Raw genomic sequence first — 18777 nt, 5'->3', positions numbered from 1 at the left:
CTAAACTAACGCTTCTTTTTTCTTCTCTTTGAGTTCTTTTATCTTATCTCTAATTTCAGCAGCTTTTTCAAAATCTAAAGCTTCTGCTGCTTCATACATTTGTGGCTTTAGAGCATCTATCATAGCTTGAATTTCATCCTTTGTGAATTCATCTTCAAAATCTTCTTCTTTATACGAAACATCCGATTCGGCAGCAAGTGTTGTATTTAGAACATCTCTTATATCTTTAATAATGGATTTTGGAACTATACCATGTACTTTATTATAGGCATCTTGAATTTTTCTACGCCTATTTGTTTCATCTATTGTCTCCTTCATAGATTCAGTAATATTATCAGCATACATTATTACTTTTCCTGAAACATTTCTTGCCGCACGTCCAGCGGTTTGAATTAGAGAAGTTCTAGACCTCAAAAATCCCTCTTTATCTGCATCTAAAATTGCTACAAGGGAAACTTCCGGCATATCCAAACCCTCTCTTAAAAGATTTATGCCAACTAAAACATCTATTTTTGCCTGTCTTAAATCTTTAATTATCTGCATTCTTTCTAAAGTTTCAACATCAGAATGCATATAAGTTGCCTTAATTCCTATTTCCTTAAAATGCTTAGTTAAATCTTCTGCCATTCTTTTAGTTAAAGTTGTAACTAAAACTCTTTCTTTTTTTTCAACAGTTTTATTTATTTCACTGATCAAATCATCAATTTGATTTTTAACAGGTCTTACAAAAATTTGAGGATCTAAAAGTCCCGTAGGTCTAATAATCTGTTCTGCAGAATTTTCTTCATGCTCTCTTTCATAAGGACCTGGAGTCGCAGAAACATATATACATTGCTTCATCATTGATTCAAATTCAAAAAATCTTAAGGGTCTGTTATCAAGAGCTGATGGAAGTCTAAAACCATATTCAACTAAAGTTTCTTTTCTTGACCTATCTCCATTAAACATACCTCTTATTTGAGGAATAGATTGGTGAGATTCATCAATAATTGTGATAAAATCATCAGGAAAATAATCTATTAAGGTATAGGGTCTTGAACCAGCTGGTCTTTGAGAAAGATGTCTTGAATAATTTTCTATTCCATTACAATATCCCATTTCTTCAAGCATTTCCAAATCATATCTTGTTCTCTGTTCAAGCCTTTGCGCCTCTAAGAGTTTATCTTGGTCTTTTAAAACTTTAAGCCTTTCTTCTAATTCTTCCTCTATAGTTACAATAGCCTTTTCGACTTTAGTTTTTGTTGTTGCATAGTGGGATGCTGGAGTGATATAAGCGTGAGTCAAAAGTCTTAAAACTTTTCCTGTAAGAGCATCTACTTCAGAAATTCTATCTATTTCATCTCCAAAAAATTCCACTCTTATAGATTTTTCAGAAGATGATGCTGGAAAAATCTCAAGCACATCTCCCCTGACTCTGAAAGTTCCTCTAGAAAAATCAAAATCATTTCTCACATACTGAATATCTACAAGTTTTGACATTATTTCATTTCTATCCCTAATCATGCCAGGTCTTAAAGAAATCGCTAGATTTTCATAATCTATAGGGTCCCCTAAACCATATATGCAAGAAACTGATGCGACAATAATAACATCACGTCTTTCGAATAAAGACATAGTAGCAGAATGTCTTAATTTATCTATCTCATCATTTACTGACGAATCTTTTTCTATAAAAGTATCAGTCATAGGAACGTAGGCTTCCGGTTGATAGTAATCATAATAAGACACAAAATATTCTACTGCATTTTCCGGAAAAAATTCCTTTAATTCTGAGCAAAGTTGATAGGCAAGAGTTTTATTGTGAGCTATAACAAGAGCAGGTCTTTGAACTCTTTCAATGACATTTGCCATTGTAAAAGTTTTACCAGAACCTGTAACTCCCAAAAGAGTTTGGTGCTTATAGCCCTTATTTAAACCCTCCACCAATTTATCAATAGCCTGAGGTTGGTCCCCAGTCGGTTTATAATCTGAATGAATTTTAAATTTCACAGTATCACTTACTTTCTTATATGACAAAAAGGCAACACACGTTGCCTTAGATTTTTACCCAATATAAATATTATAAAATAAAAATATGTAAAAATAAAGTTCACGAAATATATTAAAGTTATCTTATTCATTTTTACTAGAAAATATGTAAGAAAAAACAGTAAGCTTAAAAATAAGCAAACTGTTTTTCTATAATAGGAATATTTAATTATTTTTATGCAGCTTGAGCTCTTAAAACATTTATAGATTGTTTTGCAAGAATATTTCCATTCATATCTCTTAAAGATAATACATACTTATCTTTACTTGAATTTTCAGGAATTTTAACTAAAACACTAGCTTGTCCAAGGTTATCAGTTTTAACATCAGATATTTTATTTTCATCAAGATATAAAGCATATGTTGTATTAGCTTTAGCATTCTTAACTTTTGCAAAGATGCTTTCCCCAGCTTTAGCAACTTGAGGTGCTTGTAAAATTATTTCTTTTTCAGAAACTCGTGAGACAATATTTGAACTTGAACCACCCTTTAAAGTTTCAGTTACTTTATTATCATTTTCTCCTGGTTTAACAGGTTCTACAGGATCAGTTGGGTTTTCTGGTTCTTCTGGGTTTGATGGATTTACTGGATTTGTTGGATTTGCTTTTTTATAAGTTGCCTTTGATGTCATAAGGAAAGTATTTCCATAAGCATTTGTTATGGTAAGATTTACTTGAACTTCTCCTTTAGGGTCTAAAGCTTTAATTTGATCAGTTATGTTATCAGTACCCTTTAAGGTCTTTACTACTTTTCCATCAACAAGAATATCAACTTTTTCAATCTTATAATCTTTTGCAATGTCTCCACTTAATTCAAATTTTCCATCTTTTTCATTGAAGCTTGCTCCATCTTTTACATCTGAAGAATAAATATAAGAAAATTCTCCCTTGCTATCTGGTAGAAATTTATAATTATAACCCGCTGCATTTTCATCCGTCATACCATTTACAACGCTAATTGCTGCTTGGTTTATAGTGTCTCCACCAAGTTTTTTTGCTAAGGAATTAAGCATATCTTTAACAGGTCCAAGTCCCAATAATTTATTTACTATAAAAGAGCCTTCAACTTTTTCATGCTTCTTTTTATCTTTATAAATTAAGCCAGCAACCATTTCTTTTGATAATGTATCATTGACATTTTTACCTGTAATAGCTGGTGCAAAGCCAATAATAAAATTAGCAGCCCCATTATCTGGATCTTCACTCTCAATTAAATATTTTACAAATTTAGCTTCATCATTTGCTTTTAATTTTCTCAAATCTTCTGGCAATTTTTCATCAGGAATTTTATAAGCAATTTTTGAAGTTATTTCTTCAAATACTTGATCAATTGTATCTTTAGAATATTTTAAAATATCTGCAGTAAGGTCATTTTCTTTCTTACTATATTTTTCTACAACTTCTTTAATGTAAGGAGCTTGTTCTTCATCTCCTCTTAAATAAGAATTATAAGAATCATTGGCAAGGTCTTTAAGAGTCTTTACTTGACCATTTTCTTGACCAACTGGAGTTTGCATCATTTTATCAATAATTCTGTACAGCCAACCTCTAACATTTTCTCTAGTAACAATTTTTGTGTCAACTTGTTCTAGAATTGAATCAATAGCTCCTTCCAATCTTTCAGGTCTTATCATTAAAGGTGCTTTTCCAAATGCTGATTCAACATCTATAGCAATTTTTCTTCCTTCTCCATATTTTTCTTTGTTTTCTATATCCTTAACTTCTATGGTTACTTTACTTACCATATTATTACCTGTTTCAATTTCTTTCTTTCCAAGTAAACCAGCCACTATATTTAATACAGCATCTCCATAACCATTTTCAGGAAGGTCTATTCCTTTATCTTTTAACAGACCAAATATTAATTTTTTGGAATTAAAGTTATTTAAATCATATTCATCGAGATAGTACATAGCTAAGTTTGAAACAAGTTCTGCTGTTAACGAATTTTTGTGAGAATATTGTGTTGCATTATCAACTGTTACCATTTCACCTGTATCAGGGTCTTTATATTCAAACTTTTTAATTAATTCGCTAGTAATATGGGCATCAAAACCAGGTTGGTCTTTGTCAAAATTATTTACAAATGTTACGTGGCGAACTGGAAGTGGATATGTTACTGTTGAACCTGTTTGAATGTCAAAGAAATCATTTCCTTTTGCAGTTTTTGTGTGAGCTATATCATGAGCATGAAGATGACCTGTAAATAAAAATTTAACCCCTAAGTCAGCTAAAATTTCAGATGGTGTCTTACCATTTATAGCTTCATCATCATCTTTGAACTTAGTATCCCATTCATGAACAATGTAGGGGTTTAAAAATTTTTCTTGATTTTTGAAATGGGGTAAAAAGGCATGGTGGCATACAACTGCGACAATATCATTTTTAGCTTGAGCCTTTCTTACTTCATCTACCATCCATTTCATTTGTTCAAGAGTAACAGAACCGTCTGTTTCTTGATAGCCGTCTTTATGATTTTTTGTAGATTCTATTGTATAAATAGCTGTATCAAGACCAATAATAGTTAAGCCATTTCTATCTTCATACTTATTGTCATATCTTTTTACATAAGATGTATATCCGTGGGCAAAATTCTTATATTCTTCTTCTCTTTTATATTTTTCATTCACTGCTGCAAGATATGCCTTATAAATATCACTATCTCTATATTGAGAAATTATTTCTGAGTTTTTATAAACTAAATCTCCATAGATATTAATAAAATCATCAGGGCTAGTTCTTTCTGCTTCTACTCTCTCACCTGAAGAAAAATCATAAGCATTGTGATTATAAATGTCATGATTACCAGGAACTACGATAACTGACCTACCTGGTTTTTTTTCTTGCCATTCCTTTAATTTTTGCGCAAGATATTCATGACTGAGCTTTTCTCCATCTTTTGTTAAATCTCCAGAGATAATTAAAATTTGACTTCCCTTTTCTTCAATAATATTTATTGCTGAATCTAAAAGTCCAGTACTTTCAACAAAAAGCTTTCTATCTGAATTCTTTGCATTTGTAAAATCTTTATTGTCTTCTTTACCTTGCATAGATTCAGGAAGTACGTGGGTATCACTGATTATTGAAATATCAAATTTATTTTCCCCTTCATTTTTAACTTCACCATTATCTTTTTTTGCATCATCAACTTTCACTGTGTCTTCAGATGCTTCCTTATTTTCAGAATCCTTATCATTTTTTGTATCTTCATTTTTTTTAATTTCATTATCAGACTTTTTTTCATCAGATTCTGGCTTTATTTCTTCATCTTTTTTTGAATCCTCATCATCACTAACTGAAGATTTTTCTTCACCTTCATTTGAAGTATCAGTTTCAGGTTCATTGGATTTTTCACCAGAAGAATTTTCTTTTAATTCTTCCTTTTCCTTATCATCTTTTAAAGCTTCTTTAGCTTCAGTGTTTTCATTTTTTTCAGGATTTTTAACTTCTTTATTTTCTTTTTCAAGCTCAATTGGAGCTTTTAAAGAAGTCAATTTTTCATCCTCACTAACTTCAACATTCTTAATTTCTTCCTTTAAATCTTCTTTTGCTTCTTGACCAAATACGCCAATAGGTCCAAAAACAAGGAACAAGGCAATAAAGCCGAGTAAAAAAAGATTTTTTAAGCAAAATTTTTTTCTCATAAACTCCTCCCTCTAAGAATATTCCTACAGGTGAAGTATATGATTAAAAAGTAAATTACGTATTTATTTAAAGAATACTTAGTGTAAAATTATAAAAGCTTAGTTTTTTAAAAAAATAACCAAGTCCCCAAATATTAGAGGGCTTGGCTATTCAAATTTTAATATATTAATAAATAGGATTTTAGACTAATTTATTTAGCTCCCAAAGCAGCCATTGTTATATAATTATATGGCTTATTAAAATGAGGTAGGAAGAAAATATCAAGAAGTTTTAGCTCATCAATTGTTACTTTCTTATAAATTGCCAAGGAGAACATATGAATTCCCATAGACATATCATAATGTGAAGCCATTTGAGCCCCTAAAATTACTCTTGTCTTCTTATCATAAACTATTCTTATTTTTACTTTTGGATTGTCATGTTCCATAAATTCTGGTTTTTGCAAATCTTCAAAATCTGTACATTCTACATCTAAGCCAAGTTTTTTAGCTTTTTTAAGACTTAAACCTGTAGAAACCATTTTTAAATCAAAAATACAAATTCCATTAGAACCTTGAACTCCAAGAGATTCTACATCTTTTCCTAAAATATTAAAGGCTGCAACAAGTCCTGATCTAACTGCATTTGTTGCTAAAGCTATATAATTTTTATTTTCAATTGTGTTATCAAAAATTGTAGCACAATCACCAATTGCGTAAACATCTTTCACAGAAGTTCTTTGATGCTTATCAACAACATATGCTCCATTTCTGAAAAGTTCCAAATCATCTTTGCCTAGGCTTGTGTTTGGTCTAAAACCTATAGCCATAAGAACCATATCTGTTTCATATTGACCCTTATCAGTTTTAACAGCCTTAACCTTATTATTTTCATCTCCAATGATTTCCATAACTGATTGACCCAAATGAAGATTTACACCATTTTCTTTTAAATTTTCCTTCATAGCTTGGGAAAATTCTTCGTCATAATAACTTGAAAGTACAGTGTCTGCCAAATCAATAAGATCAACTTCTCTACCATTTCTTACAAAAGCTTCAGCAAGTTCTACACCAATATAACCCGCTCCTACTACTGTAACTTTTTTAATTTCTGGATTTTTTAATTTTTCAATAACTTCCTTGGCATTTTGATAAATTTTTACTCTTTGAACATTTTCAAGATCGATTCCAGGAATTTTTGGAATTATAGGTAGGGATCCTGTTGCTAAAACTAATTTGTCATAAGAATCTATAATTTCTTTTCCACTTTTGTCTTTTGCATAAATTTTTTTAGCCTTAAAATCTATCTTAGAAATTTCAGTTTCCATATGAACTGTAGCACCATTTTTTTCAAAAGTTTCCTTATCGCAATAAAATAATTTATCTCCATTTGAAATTTGTTTGCCTATCCATAGAGCCATACCACAACCTAAGAATGATAGATTATTGTTAGCTTCATAAACTACTACTTCATTATTTCCTTTTTCAGCAAGTATTGTGTTTATACAAGCTGTACCCGCGTGATTAGCGCCAACTATTATAATTTTACTCATAAAATCCTCCCAATAAAAATTATCTCATAACTATTATCCTATATAATCTATACAATTTTTATATAGATTAAAGATAATTTATTAAAAAAATCCGCCGATATAAAATCAGCGGAAATTTTCACATTTTTAAATTTTTAGATGATAGATACCATATTTGAATAAAATTAAATATGTTGACAAAAATAATAATTATAATCCATGATAGAATCCTATTATTTTTAAATAATATATTTGAAATCAGAAAACTGATTAAAACCATTAAACCTATTATAAGTTGAATAAGAAGTACCGAAAACTTTCCTTTAACAACTTCTTTAGAATTAATCCAATTTATATTTAGGGTATTTATATCAAATATTAGTCCCAATAGATTAGCAAACAAACTATAAGAAAAAGCTGCAATTATTAAAAGTAGAAAAGCTAAAAATCCTAAATTAAATTTAAGACTTAAAACAAGACTTGTAAATATCAGAGGAATTGATATAAGTATGATTCCAAGCTTAAGCTTAGCTTTAAAAACATCCCAAGCCTTTATAGGTAGAGTTTGCATCAAATAATAATTTCTACCCTCAATAGAAAGTGAACAATATGTCGTCTGACCCATTGCTGCAAAAGCAGTAACAACAAGAATTGAATTTGTTGTAAATAACTTTTCCACATCAAAATCCATCATATTTTGCAAGTTGGCCATGCCTGTAACTAGAGGAGCAACGCCTAAAATCAAAAGAAGAATCGGGCCAAGAATTGTATTTAAAATATAATTATTATATGAAAAATATAGACCAATTTCTTTTTCTAATAATGACCTCGATTTATTTTTTGTGACCATTTTCAAAGCTTTATTGGACGACTTCTTAATTTTATTAGCTTTTCTATAAAAAATTTCCAGATAATTTTTTGATAAAAATACTGATACAAGCCCAAAAAATAAGATTGAAATTCCCATAAAGATAAGTCCCTTGAGATAGTTTCCTTCAATAAAAATTTGTCCAAATGTTTTTAAAAGGCTTATTTTTGAGAGTTTTTCGATAATAATTGCCAAAATATTCAAACTTCTATCAGAAAAATAAAGCATTATATAAAAAAATATCACAATAGAAAAAAATATTATGCCGCCTATTATCTTCACAATCTTGTTAGTAAAAATTTTCCCAAAAAAAGCTGTTGCTAGTAAAGACAGGCAAAGAGGTATCATAGGAAAGCTAAGAAGCATGAGAATAGTAAACAAAGTAAAAGGAAAACCACAATTATCATAAGTCACATATAAAAAAGGAAAAATAACCATACATGCAACAATTCCTAAATTATAAACATAAATACCTAAAATTTTTGAACTAATTAATTCAAGACTTGTAAAAGGCATAGGCAACAAATTTTCCAACTCTCTTTTTTCAAACAGAGAATTATTTGAATACAAAACATTGCCCCAAAAAATCATTAAAAATACAATAACTGTTGAAGTAACGATCACCTTCAGAGGGTTTCCCTTATAAAAGGAACGAGTTAAACTGGCTGAATAAAAAATAAACATAAAAGCCATAAAAACATTGGCAGAAAGTCCAGTTAAAAATTTTTTCTTCCCCTGATTATTATTATTTAAAAGTCTTAAAATTTCAAGTTTTAATAAGATTATTTCTTTATTTATCCTTAGCATTTACAAGCTCCATAAAAATATTTTCAAGAGATGAATTTGAAATCACATCCTTGGTGTTTCCAGAAATTACAATTTTCCCATCCTTCAAAATAGCAAGTTTATTGCATAAATTTTGAGCAACTTCAAGAACATGGGTAGAAAAGAAAATAGCACTTCCTTCTTTTACCATATTTTTAAACTCTTCTTTCAAATAAAATGTCGCTTCTGGATCAAGACCCACAAAAGGCTCGTCTAAAATTAGAAGTTTGGGTTTATGGATAAGACTAGCAATTATACTTAACTTTTGCTTCATACCATGAGAATAAGAAGATATAGGTTCGTATAAAGCATCTGTAAGATCAAAAGTTTTAATCAAAAAATCTGTTTTTTCTTTGACTTCTTCCATATCAACCTCATAAACAGAAGCAATAAAATTTAAGTACTTAATGCCTGTCATAAACTCATAAAGTTCGGGATTGTCAGGAATATAAGCCGTTATTTTTTTACATTCAATTGGATTTTTCACAACATCCATACCATCAATCTTAATCAGACCTTTTTCAAAATCATTAATCCCAACAATACACTTAATAGTAGTCGTTTTACCAGCACCATTCTTGCCGATAAAAGCAAAAATATCACCAGCAAGAACTTCTAAATTAATTCCTTTTAAGATATTTTTATTTCCATAAGATTTATATAAATTTTTAATCTCTAGCATAATCACCCTCCTTTTTAACATGTTAATATATAGATAAACAAAAGTAAATGTATTTTCTCCAATTCTATTATCATTTTCTCTTTGCCAATAAAAAATGCCCTGATTTTATCAGAGCATTAATATTACAGATTAAAATTAATCAGCAATTATTAAGTTTAGAAAAGATTATTTACTTTTCTTTTCTTGTGAAGCTTTATTATTTCCCTTGTTTTGATTTTTTTCAGCGTTTTTTTCTTGTGCATTTGTTTCTTTGTTTGCACCTTCAGAGGCTTGTGAATTTTCTTTTGTGGCATCTTGTTTTACTTTGCCATAATTTTTAAATTCATCAGGAATTTTAATTTCGTCTTCAGCTTTTACATATTTTTTAACTTTTGCCTTGCTAACTACTTCTTTAATAGCTTTTTCATATTTTTCTTGAGTTAGTTTGCTCTTAATTTCATCTTTAACTTCATCAAAAGTTCTAGGTTTTCTTTCTTTTAGCTTTATTATATGGAAACCAAAATCAGATTTAATTGGGTCAGAAATTTCACCCTTTTCCATCTTTTTAATTGCATCGTTGAAACTTTGAACCATTTGACCGTTGGTAAATTCTCCTAAATCTCCACCGTTTGTAGCAGAACCTGTGTCTTTAGATTCTTTTTTTGCCATTTCTTCAAATTTTGCGCCTTTATCAATTTCATTTTTGATTTCATTTGCTTTTTTTAAATCATCAACTAATATATGAGATGCTTTTGCTTTGAAGAAGTCATCTTTATGTTCATCATAATATTTCTTAACATCATCGTCTGTTACTTTAATATTTTTATATTTTTCTTGAGTATATTTTCCTACAAGAGTTTGATTTTTCAAAACTTCTTTTAAGTAGTCAAGAGGTATTCCTAATGAGTCAAGATATGCTTTAAATTGTTCATCTCCACCAAGTTGAGCTTTATATTGGTCAAGAATTTTTTGGATCTCGCTGTCTTCTACTTTTATATTATTAGCAGCTGCATCTTGCTTTATTATTTCTGTTTCAGTTAAATCTTTAATCGTAATGTCTTTCAAATATTGATCTACTGTCAATTTTGATTGCTTGCCTGTTGGGTCTATTGGACCTTCTAAAACTGATTCATCTCCACCAGCATTGGCAACATATTGGTTCCTTCTTATTGCATAAGATTTATAAAAATCTTCCATTGGTATTTCAACATCATTAACTTTAGCTGCTACTCCTTCTGGTCCTTTACCGCAAGCACTCAAGCTTACAAGCATTAATCCTGAAAGAACAGCTACTGTGAATTTTTTTAAAAACATACATCTACTCCTTAATCTTATTATAAAACATTTATATTATACACTATAAAGTCTTATTTGTTGTGATTTTTTTGTGAACTTATTATGACTAAAGCTTTTTTTAAGTCTTCCATGGGATATTTTAACTTTTCCAATATGATTTCTGAATGCTCAGATAAATCATAGGATATATATTTAAAATTTTCTCCCATCTCTTTTATTAAGTTTAGTCCGATTTCTTCATTTAATTTAATTGTATATTTGCCATCTTTTTCAATTATTGAAATTACATTTATCTTAGATGCCTTGTATCTCAATAGGGATATATCCATAAGATTTACAACTTCTTTAGGTAAATCTGAAAATCTATCTATCAATTCATCTATCAAATCGCTGTATTCTTTTTCAGATTCTAAAACAGAAATTTTATTATAAATTTCTAGTCTTAAACGCTCATCTTCTATATAAGTTTTTGGTATATATGAATCGATTTTTAAATCAATTACAGTTTCAATGGTTTCTCTAGTTTCGATTCCCTTCAATTTATTTACGGCTTGTGTCAAATATTTCATGTAAAGGTCATAACCTATATTATCTATATGACCATGTTGCTTTGACCCCAAAATAGAACCGCTACCTCTGATTTCCAAATCTCTTAAAGCTATTTTAAATCCACTGCCAAATTCTGTAAATTCTTTAATTGTTTTTAACCTTTTTTGAGCTATTTCTGAAATTGATACATCTTTTTCATAGGTAAAATATGCGTAGGCAACTCTTGAAGACCTTCCTATTCTTCCTCTCAATTGATATAGCTGTGATAATCCAAGTCTATTTGAATCAGTAATAATCATTGTGTTGGCATTTTGAACGTCCATCCCTGTTTCAATTATTGTTGAACACAATAAGACATCTACATCCCCTCTCAAAAATGAAAGCATAGTGTCTTCAAGATCTTTTTCATTCATCTGACCGTTAGCCATCACAAAACTTACTTCTGGCACAAGTTCTCTTAGTTGCTGAAGTTTATATTCCATATTTGCAACTCTGTTATAGACAAAATAAACTTGACCGCCTCTTTCAACTTCTCTTAAAATTGCTTCCCTCACCATCAGAGGATTATATTCCAAAACATAAGTTTTTACAGGAAATCTTTCTTCGGGTGGTTCTTCAATTACAGACATATCTCTTATGCCTATCATAGACATTTGTAAAGTTCTAGGTATGGGGGTTGCTGATAGAGTTAGGGTGTCAATATTTTCCTTTAGCATTTTTAATTTTTCTTTGTGACGCACTCCAAATCTTTGCTCTTCGTCTATAATTAGTAAACCTAAATCTTTAAAGACTACATCTTTAGATAATAATCTGTGAGTGCCTACAACTATATCTACAATTCCTGCTTTTAATTTTTCAATGGTTTCCTTTTGCTCTTTTTTGGTTCTGAACCTAGAGAGTATACCTACTTCCACCGGAAAATCTTTAAATCTTTCCACCATTATATTGTAGTGCTGTTGGGCGAGAATTGTTGTTGGTACTAAAAATGCTACTTGCTTGCCATCAAGTATTGCCTTAAAGGCTGCTCTTAAAGCTACTTCTGTTTTTCCATAACCTACATCTGCACAAAGAAGTCTGTCCATAGGATGGGCTTCTTCCATATCTTTTTTTATTTCTTCAGACGATAGAAGCTGTCCATCAGTTTCTTCATAAATAAAGGCATCTTCAAATTCTCTTTGAAAACTGGAATCTTTTGAAAATTTAAAACCACTTTTTGATTCTCTAGCTGCATATAACTTGATCAAATCATCTGCCATATCATCAATGGATTTTTTGGCTTTTCTCTTTGTTTTATTCCACTCAATAGAGTTTAATTTATTCAGTTTTGGAGCCTTTTTTTCATCTCCTGTATATTTGTAAATTAGATCAAGAGATTCTATAGGTAAAAATAGCTTGTCATCACCAAAATATTTAATAACAACATAATCTCTTTTTATTCCTGAAACTTCAAGCTGCTCGGTGCCAATATATTTTCCAATTCCATGACTTTCATGGACTACATAATCTCCTACATGCAAGTCCTCGAAGTTTAAAATTTTTTCCTTTTTCCTCTTGGGCTTTTTCTTTTCCTTGTAAGTCCCATAAATTTCTGCATAGTTAATAATAACAATTTTTGAAAGGGCAAACTCACATCCTGCATTTACTGAACCTGTTGTAACGACAAAATTATTCGTAAATTCTGTATTTCTATCTTCTTTAAATTCAACATTTAAATTAAACTCTAAAAGAAAATTATGAAGTCTTTTTGCTCTTTTTAAAGAGCCTCCTAAAAGGATTACCTTGTATCCATTTGAAAGATAATAATCTAAATCCTCTCTAAAAAGTTTAATTTTAGACCTATAATTTGTAATAGATTTCATCTTGAAATTAACAATCGCCTTAGGTCTAAATTCTTTCGGTGAAGTCAACAGTGCATTTAAAGTTAATAGATTTCTTTTTCTTAACTTATCAATAATATTTAAATATGGATAGTAAATATTTTTATGGCTTGGCAGAGCCTCACCAAAAGTTATCATTTCAGTAATCGTTTCAGAGTTTTCAAGCTCTAAAGTTTCTTCTCTTTCTAATATCTGTTTTGGTTCATTTAAAATACTTATAGTATCTTCACCTATAAAATCAATAATTCCAGACAACTTATCCTCATTTAAAAAAGGAATTATAAGATCAGGGTTTTGTATATACTCATCTTCAACAAGCCTATTTTTGTAAAGTGAAAATTTTTCAAAAAGCCTATCTTTTCTTTCTCCGCTCAGCTTAGTTTTATTAATTTCATTTTCAATTTTTTTTGCAGCATTTAACCTATCATCTTGAGAAATTAAAATATCAAGAGTGGGATAAATCTTAACAGAATCAATAAAATCAATTGACCTTTGACTCTCTAGTTCAAAAGTTCTAATGGAATCAATTTCTGTATCAAAAAGTTCTATTCTGTAATTATCAGAGAATGTTGCAATATCAATAATATTACCTCTTATTGAAAATTGACCCATGCCTTCAACTTGTGGATATCTCTCATAGCCCATCTGTAAAAGTTTAGCATTTAAACTTTTTATATCAATATCCTTAGATTTTTCTAGAGTTAAGGTGTTTTTTAAAAACATATCCCTTGCTGATATTTTATCTCCTAAGGCTCTTAGAGTTGTTACAATAATGTCCCAATCGTCTGTTAAAATTTTTGAAATAGTCCCTAATCTTGTTTTCAAATTATCCCTAGACTTTGAATCCCTATCATACAAAAAAATATCCTTCTCAGGATAAAGCAAAACCCTCAAAGGAGAAATATTAAAAAGATCTTCATAATACTTTCTTGCAGACAGACGATTTTCAGCAATTATCAATAATTTTTTATTAAGTTTTCGAAAAAGTGCGTAAGAAAAAATACCACAAAATCCTTCTGTTGTGCCATAAACAGCTATTGGGCTTTTAGAATCTTTAAGGGCATCTGAAATTTCTTCAAAGGGTCTTAAATTATTAATAATATCAACTAAAAAATCCAATTTCTCACCTCAATAAATTTTATTGTTGTAAGCATTCATTGTGTATTCAATTCCCTTTTCCACAATATCAATAGCTGCATCTCTTGCGGCATCAGTTGCTTTGTCTATATGCTTAGCATCATTAGACGAAAAATTTGACAATACAAAATTTGCCAAATCTTCTCCCTCTTTTTTCTGACCAATACCTACTTTAATTCTTGGAAATCCTTTAGAAGAAAGGTGATTTACAATCGATTTTAAACCATTATGAGTACCTGCAGAACCTTCTTTTTTTATTTTTAACTGACCAAAATTTATGTCAATATCATCTACAATAACAATTAAATTCTTGACATCCACCTTATAAAAATCTAAACACATTCTTATAGACTCTCCAGAATTATTCATGAAAGTTTGGGGCTTTAGAAGAATCAGCCTGTTTTGACCGATTCTTGTTTCTCCCAAAAGCCCCTTAAATTTAATCTTATTCATATTTACAGAAAGTTTTTCTGCAATCTTATCAACTGTAGAAAAACCAATATTATGCTTAGTTTTTTCGTAATCCTTACCTGGATTGCCAAGACCTGCTATAACAAATAAATTATCCACTTACTTTGTAATCGTTCCTTTATCTTTTCTTTTCAAACATTTCACTTACTGAAGAGTTGGTATTAATTCTCTTAATTGCAGAAGCAAAAATTGGAGCTACTGAAACAATATCAATCCTATCTATTTGTTTTTCTTTAGGAAGGTGAATAGTATCAGTAATTACAAATTTTTCTAAATTAGAATTATTAATTCTATCAATTGCAGGACCAGACAAAACCCCATGAGTAGCACATCCGTAAACTTTCTTTGCTCCCTTTTCAATTAAAGAATCACAAGCCTTACATATAGTTCCTGCTGTATCAATAATATCATCAACTAAAATTGCATTTTTTCCTTTAATATCACCAATAATATTCATAACTTCACTTACATTTGGTTTTGGTCTTCTTTTTTCAATAATAGCAATAGGTAAATTTAATTCATTAGCAAAAGCCCTTGCTCTTGTAACTCCACCAAGATCAGGGGAAACAACAACAAAATCTTCTTCTTTAATAATTGACTTAAAATATCTTGCTAAATATGGAATTGCAGTTAAATGGTCAACAGGTATATCAAAATAACCTTGAATTTGTCCAGCGTGTAAATCCATAGCCACAACCCTATCTGCTCCAGTATTAGAAATTAAATTTGCAACAAGTTTTGATGTAATAGGTTCTCTTGCCTTAGTTTTCCTATCTTGTCTTGCATATCCGTAATAAGGAATTACAACATTTATTCTTCCTGCAGAAGCACGTCTTATAGCATCCATTAAAATTAATAATTCCATTAAATTATTGTTTACAGGTGAAGAAGTTGATTGAATTATATAGACATCTCTACCTCTTACAGATATATCTATATCAATAGCAATTTCACCATCAGAAAAAGTTGAAACTTTACATTTGCCTTTTTCTATTCCTATTTCCTTACAAATATTATCTACAAGTTCATGATTTGAATTACCTGTAAAAACAACAATATCTCCAATTTTTTGGTTCATTATTAATAATCCTCCTATTTGTCAAAACCTTTCTTACTTACCCAACCATCTATATTTTTTTGTTGACTTCTTTCTACAGAAAGTTGTCCTTTTTGGACATCTTTAGTAATTGTAGAACCCGCCGCAATATATCCATATTCATGAACATTTACTGGAGCAACTAAATTAGAATTAGATCCAATAAATGCATTATCTGAAACCTTAGACCTGTATTTTTTCTTTCCATCGTAATTAACAAAAATAACTCCACAGCCTATGTTTACATTTTTGCCAACATCAGCATCACCAATATAAGCCAAATGACTCATCTTAGTTCCATCACCAATATTTGAATTTTTAATTTCAACAAAATTTCCAACCTTGCAATTTTTACCCACATGAGAATTAGGTCTTAAATGAGCATTAGGTCCAACAGTTGTATTTTCTTCAATAATTGACTCTTCAATATATGAATCTGTAATTTTTACATTTTCACCTACAGAAGAATTAAATATTTTAGAATCAATAATTTTAGCTCCCTTTTTAATATGTGAATTTTTATCTATATATGATCCAGGATAAATGCAAACATCCTCTTCGATTTTTGCACCATATTCAATATATGTTCTCTCAGGGTCAATCAAAGTTACACCCTTAAGCATATATTCATTATTAACAATTTCTCTTAAAATACTAGAAACATGAGCAAGTTCAGCTTTTGAATTTACCCCTAAGATTTCTCTCTTATCCTTTAGCTTATAGGAACCAACTTTTTTGTTTTCTCCTACTAAAATATTTAAAGTGTCTGTAAGATAAAGTTCATTTTGTGCATTATCAGAATTAATTTTAGAAATAGCATATTTTAAAGATTTGCCCTTAAAGGCAAAAATACCAGAATTAATTTCTCTTACTAATTTTTCTTTTTCACTGGCATCTTTTTCTTCAACAATTTTAATAACATTAGCATTGCCATCTCTTATTATTCTTCCATAATTTGTTGGGTCACAAAAATCTGCCGTAAGCACAGTTAAATCATTATTTTTAGACTTATGATAATTTAAAAATTTGTCAATGGTTTTACTGCTTATTAAAGGAGTGTCACCATTTAAAATAATTATATTGTCCTCATCTCCAATTTCTCCTAAGCAGCATGACACAGCGAAACCTGTACCATAAGGTGCATCTTCACCTATGGGCTGAGAAATAAACTTTAAAAACTCGCTTTCTTCAAAGGCTTCTTTAATCTGTTCTTTCTTGTTACCAATAACAACTAAATTTTTTTCAATATTTGATTCTTGGCAAGCATTTAAGACATAAAAAAGCATAGGTCTTCCAAGAACTTCATGTAAAACCTTAGCTTTTTCAGATTTCATTCTCTTGCCCTGCCCAGCTGCCAGAATAATAGAAACTTCCATATTCCACCTCTTGATATTTACTATTTACATTATAACTTTTAAGGCAGGTAATATTCAAGGTAAAATAAAGATAATTTCTAGTTTTTTAAGTATTAGTATAAAAAAATTTTTATATATTTTTATTTTTGTACTTGCATAAGAAACAATATCCCTAATCTTTTTTAAGAGATTAAAGCTTAGCTGATATAAATTTATTATAAATAAATTATTTAAATATATTTTAAGAAAAATTTATTACTATGATATAATGATTTTAGGAAAATAGATAACTAAGGAGGACTATTAATGAAAAAAGTTGCCATAATGGGTTTTGGTAGAATTGGCAGAGATGCTTTAAGAATTTGGGCTTTAAGAAAAGATAAAAATTTCGAAATAACTCATGTAGCTGTCAGAAATTTGGAAAAAACTATGAAGGATAGAATTCATCTATTCAAATATGATTCTATTTATAGAAAATATCCAGGAACATTAGAACTTACTGATGATGGTATGATTCTTGACGGAAAGAAGATTACTTTTATTGAAGCTAAGGCTCCAAAAGATATGGATTGGAAAAAATATGGTATAGATCTTGTTATCGACTCTTCAGGAGCTTTTAAAAATAGAGAAGATGCACAAGGCCACATTGATTCAGGAGCAAAAAAATTAGTTTTAACTTCTCCTGCAAAGGGTGAAGATATAACAGTTGTTATGGGTGTAAATGATGATAAACTTGATTTAAGTAAACATGATATAATCTCTAACGCTTCATGCACAACTAACTGTCTTGCTCCAGTAACAAAAGTTATTTTAGAAAATTTTGGAATTGTTAAAGGTCTAATGACAACAGTTCACGCTTACACAAACGACCAAAAAATCCATGATGCACCTCACAAAGATATGAGACGTGCCAGAATGGGTGCTGAAAATATTATTCCTACTACAACAGGTGCAGCTAAGGCTGTAGGTAAAGTTTTACCTGAAGTAAATGGAATATTAACAGGTTTTGCAATCAGAGTTCCTGTTCCAACAGGTTCTTTAGTTGATGTAACTTTTGAACTTAAAAAAGAAACTACTAAGGAAGAAATAAATGAAGCAATAAAAAAAGCATCAGAAAATGAAATGAAAGGCATCTTAGCTTATAGCGATGAAGAACTTGTTTCAACTGATATTATCGGCGATTCTCACTCTTCAATTTTTGATTCAAAACTTACTTTAGTTAACGGAAATATGGTAAAACTTGTTTCTTGGTATGATAATGAATGGGGTTATACTTCAAGAGTTATTGATCTTGTAGATAAAGTTTGTAAATCTTTATAATAAATAAAAATATCAATTTAGGCGAGGTTTAATCCTCGTCTATTTTCATTTAATATAAGTTTTCTAAAATTTTACAAAGAATATAAGTATAAGAAAAAAATTTCTGATAGTTTTTCTATATTTTAGAAAATTTAATTCAT

11 protein-coding genes are annotated in these 18777 nt (G+C 29.7%); 1 reads left to right on the top strand and 10 read right to left on the bottom strand.

Annotation, left to right across the window (positions count from 1 at the left end; all coding sequences use genetic code 11):
• The 10 genes from uvrB to glmU form a co-directional block, all read right to left on the bottom strand.
• Positions 1-1989 carry an excinuclease ABC subunit UvrB gene (uvrB, locus tag F594_RS0100950; RefSeq protein WP_019034238.1) on the bottom strand — a complete coding sequence of 663 codons (1989 nt, stop codon included), beginning with the start codon at positions 1987-1989 and terminating at the stop codon, positions 1-3.
• A 214-nt stretch (positions 1990-2203) separates the two neighbouring features.
• Entirely contained in the window at positions 2204-5671 is a 3468-nt protein-coding gene (locus F594_RS09365; RefSeq protein WP_019034237.1) for a metallophosphoesterase family protein, read from the bottom strand.
• 191 nt (positions 5672-5862) lie between these two features.
• Entirely contained in the window at positions 5863-7203 is a 1341-nt protein-coding gene (gene nox, locus F594_RS0100940) for a H2O-forming NADH oxidase (RefSeq protein ID WP_019034236.1), read from the bottom strand.
• Positions 7204-7321: 118 nt separating this feature from the next.
• Positions 7322-8857, bottom strand: a complete 1536-nt coding sequence (locus F594_RS0100935) for a hypothetical protein (RefSeq protein ID WP_019034235.1) — start codon at positions 8855-8857, stop codon at positions 7322-7324.
• Complete coding sequence (locus tag F594_RS0100930; protein ID WP_019034234.1) at positions 8841-9557, bottom strand: ABC transporter ATP-binding protein; 717 nt, start codon at positions 9555-9557, stop codon at positions 8841-8843. The genes F594_RS0100935 and F594_RS0100930 overlap by 17 nt, the downstream gene beginning before the upstream one ends.
• A gap of 165 nt (positions 9558-9722) precedes the next feature.
• Positions 9723-10850: a peptidylprolyl isomerase gene (locus tag F594_RS0100925; protein WP_019034233.1), complete on the bottom strand. Its 1128-nt coding sequence runs from the start codon at positions 10848-10850 to the stop codon at positions 9723-9725.
• A 53-nt stretch (positions 10851-10903) separates the two neighbouring features.
• Positions 10904-14377, bottom strand: coding sequence for a transcription-repair coupling factor (gene mfd, locus F594_RS0100920; RefSeq protein ID WP_019034232.1), 3474 nt, complete (start codon positions 14375-14377; stop codon positions 10904-10906).
• A 9-nt stretch (positions 14378-14386) separates the two neighbouring features.
• A complete protein-coding gene (gene pth / locus F594_RS0100915; protein WP_009344962.1) occupies positions 14387-14965 on the bottom strand; it encodes an aminoacyl-tRNA hydrolase in 579 nt (192 codons plus the stop codon).
• Between the two features lie 19 nt (positions 14966-14984).
• Entirely contained in the window at positions 14985-15944 is a 960-nt protein-coding gene (locus F594_RS0100910; protein WP_019034231.1) for a ribose-phosphate diphosphokinase, read from the bottom strand.
• Positions 15945-15958: 14 nt separating this feature from the next.
• Entirely contained in the window at positions 15959-17338 is a 1380-nt protein-coding gene (gene glmU, locus F594_RS0100905) for a bifunctional UDP-N-acetylglucosamine diphosphorylase/glucosamine-1-phosphate N-acetyltransferase GlmU (protein ID WP_004824176.1), read from the bottom strand.
• Positions 17339-17623: 285 nt separating this feature from the next.
• Here glmU and gap point away from each other — a divergent pair, with 285 nt between their 5' ends.
• Positions 17624-18637 carry a type I glyceraldehyde-3-phosphate dehydrogenase gene (gene gap, locus F594_RS0100900; RefSeq protein WP_019034230.1) on the top strand — a complete coding sequence of 338 codons (1014 nt, stop codon included), beginning with the start codon at positions 17624-17626 and terminating at the stop codon, positions 18635-18637.
• Positions 18638-18777: the final 140 nt, after the last annotated feature.

Origin of the sequence: Peptoniphilus lacrimalis DSM 7455 (genome assembly GCF_000378725.1) — a bacterium.
Taxonomy (GTDB): domain Bacteria; phylum Bacillota; class Clostridia; order Tissierellales; family Peptoniphilaceae; genus Peptoniphilus_A; species Peptoniphilus_A lacrimalis.
The sequence above is the reverse complement of the archived record's forward strand: the minus strand, read 5'-3'. Positions and strand labels throughout refer to the sequence as shown.

What these genes read in the sequence shown, in the direction of transcription:
- nox (WP_019034236.1), bottom strand. Translation starts at nt 7,203, where the DNA reads ATGAGTAAAATTATAATAGTTGGCGCTAATCACGCGGGTACAGCTTGT.
- F594_RS0100925 (WP_019034233.1), bottom strand. Translation starts at nt 10,850, where the DNA reads ATGTTTTTAAAAAAATTCACAGTAGCTGTTCTTTCAGGATTAATGCTT.
- gap (WP_019034230.1), top strand. Translation starts at nt 17,624, where the DNA reads ATGAAAAAAGTTGCCATAATGGGTTTTGGTAGAATTGGCAGAGATGCT.
- F594_RS0100935 (WP_019034235.1), bottom strand. Translation starts at nt 8,857, where the DNA reads ATGCTAAGGATAAATAAAGAAATAATCTTATTAAAACTTGAAATTTTA.
- F594_RS0100930 (WP_019034234.1), bottom strand. Translation starts at nt 9,557, where the DNA reads ATGCTAGAGATTAAAAATTTATATAAATCTTATGGAAATAAAAATATC.
- F594_RS0100910 (WP_019034231.1), bottom strand. Translation starts at nt 15,944, where the DNA reads ATGAACCAAAAAATTGGAGATATTGTTGTTTTTACAGGTAATTCAAAT.
- F594_RS09365 (WP_019034237.1), bottom strand. Translation starts at nt 5,671, where the DNA reads ATGAGAAAAAAATTTTGCTTAAAAAATCTTTTTTTACTCGGCTTTATT.
- glmU (WP_004824176.1), bottom strand. Translation starts at nt 17,338, where the DNA reads ATGGAAGTTTCTATTATTCTGGCAGCTGGGCAGGGCAAGAGAATGAAA.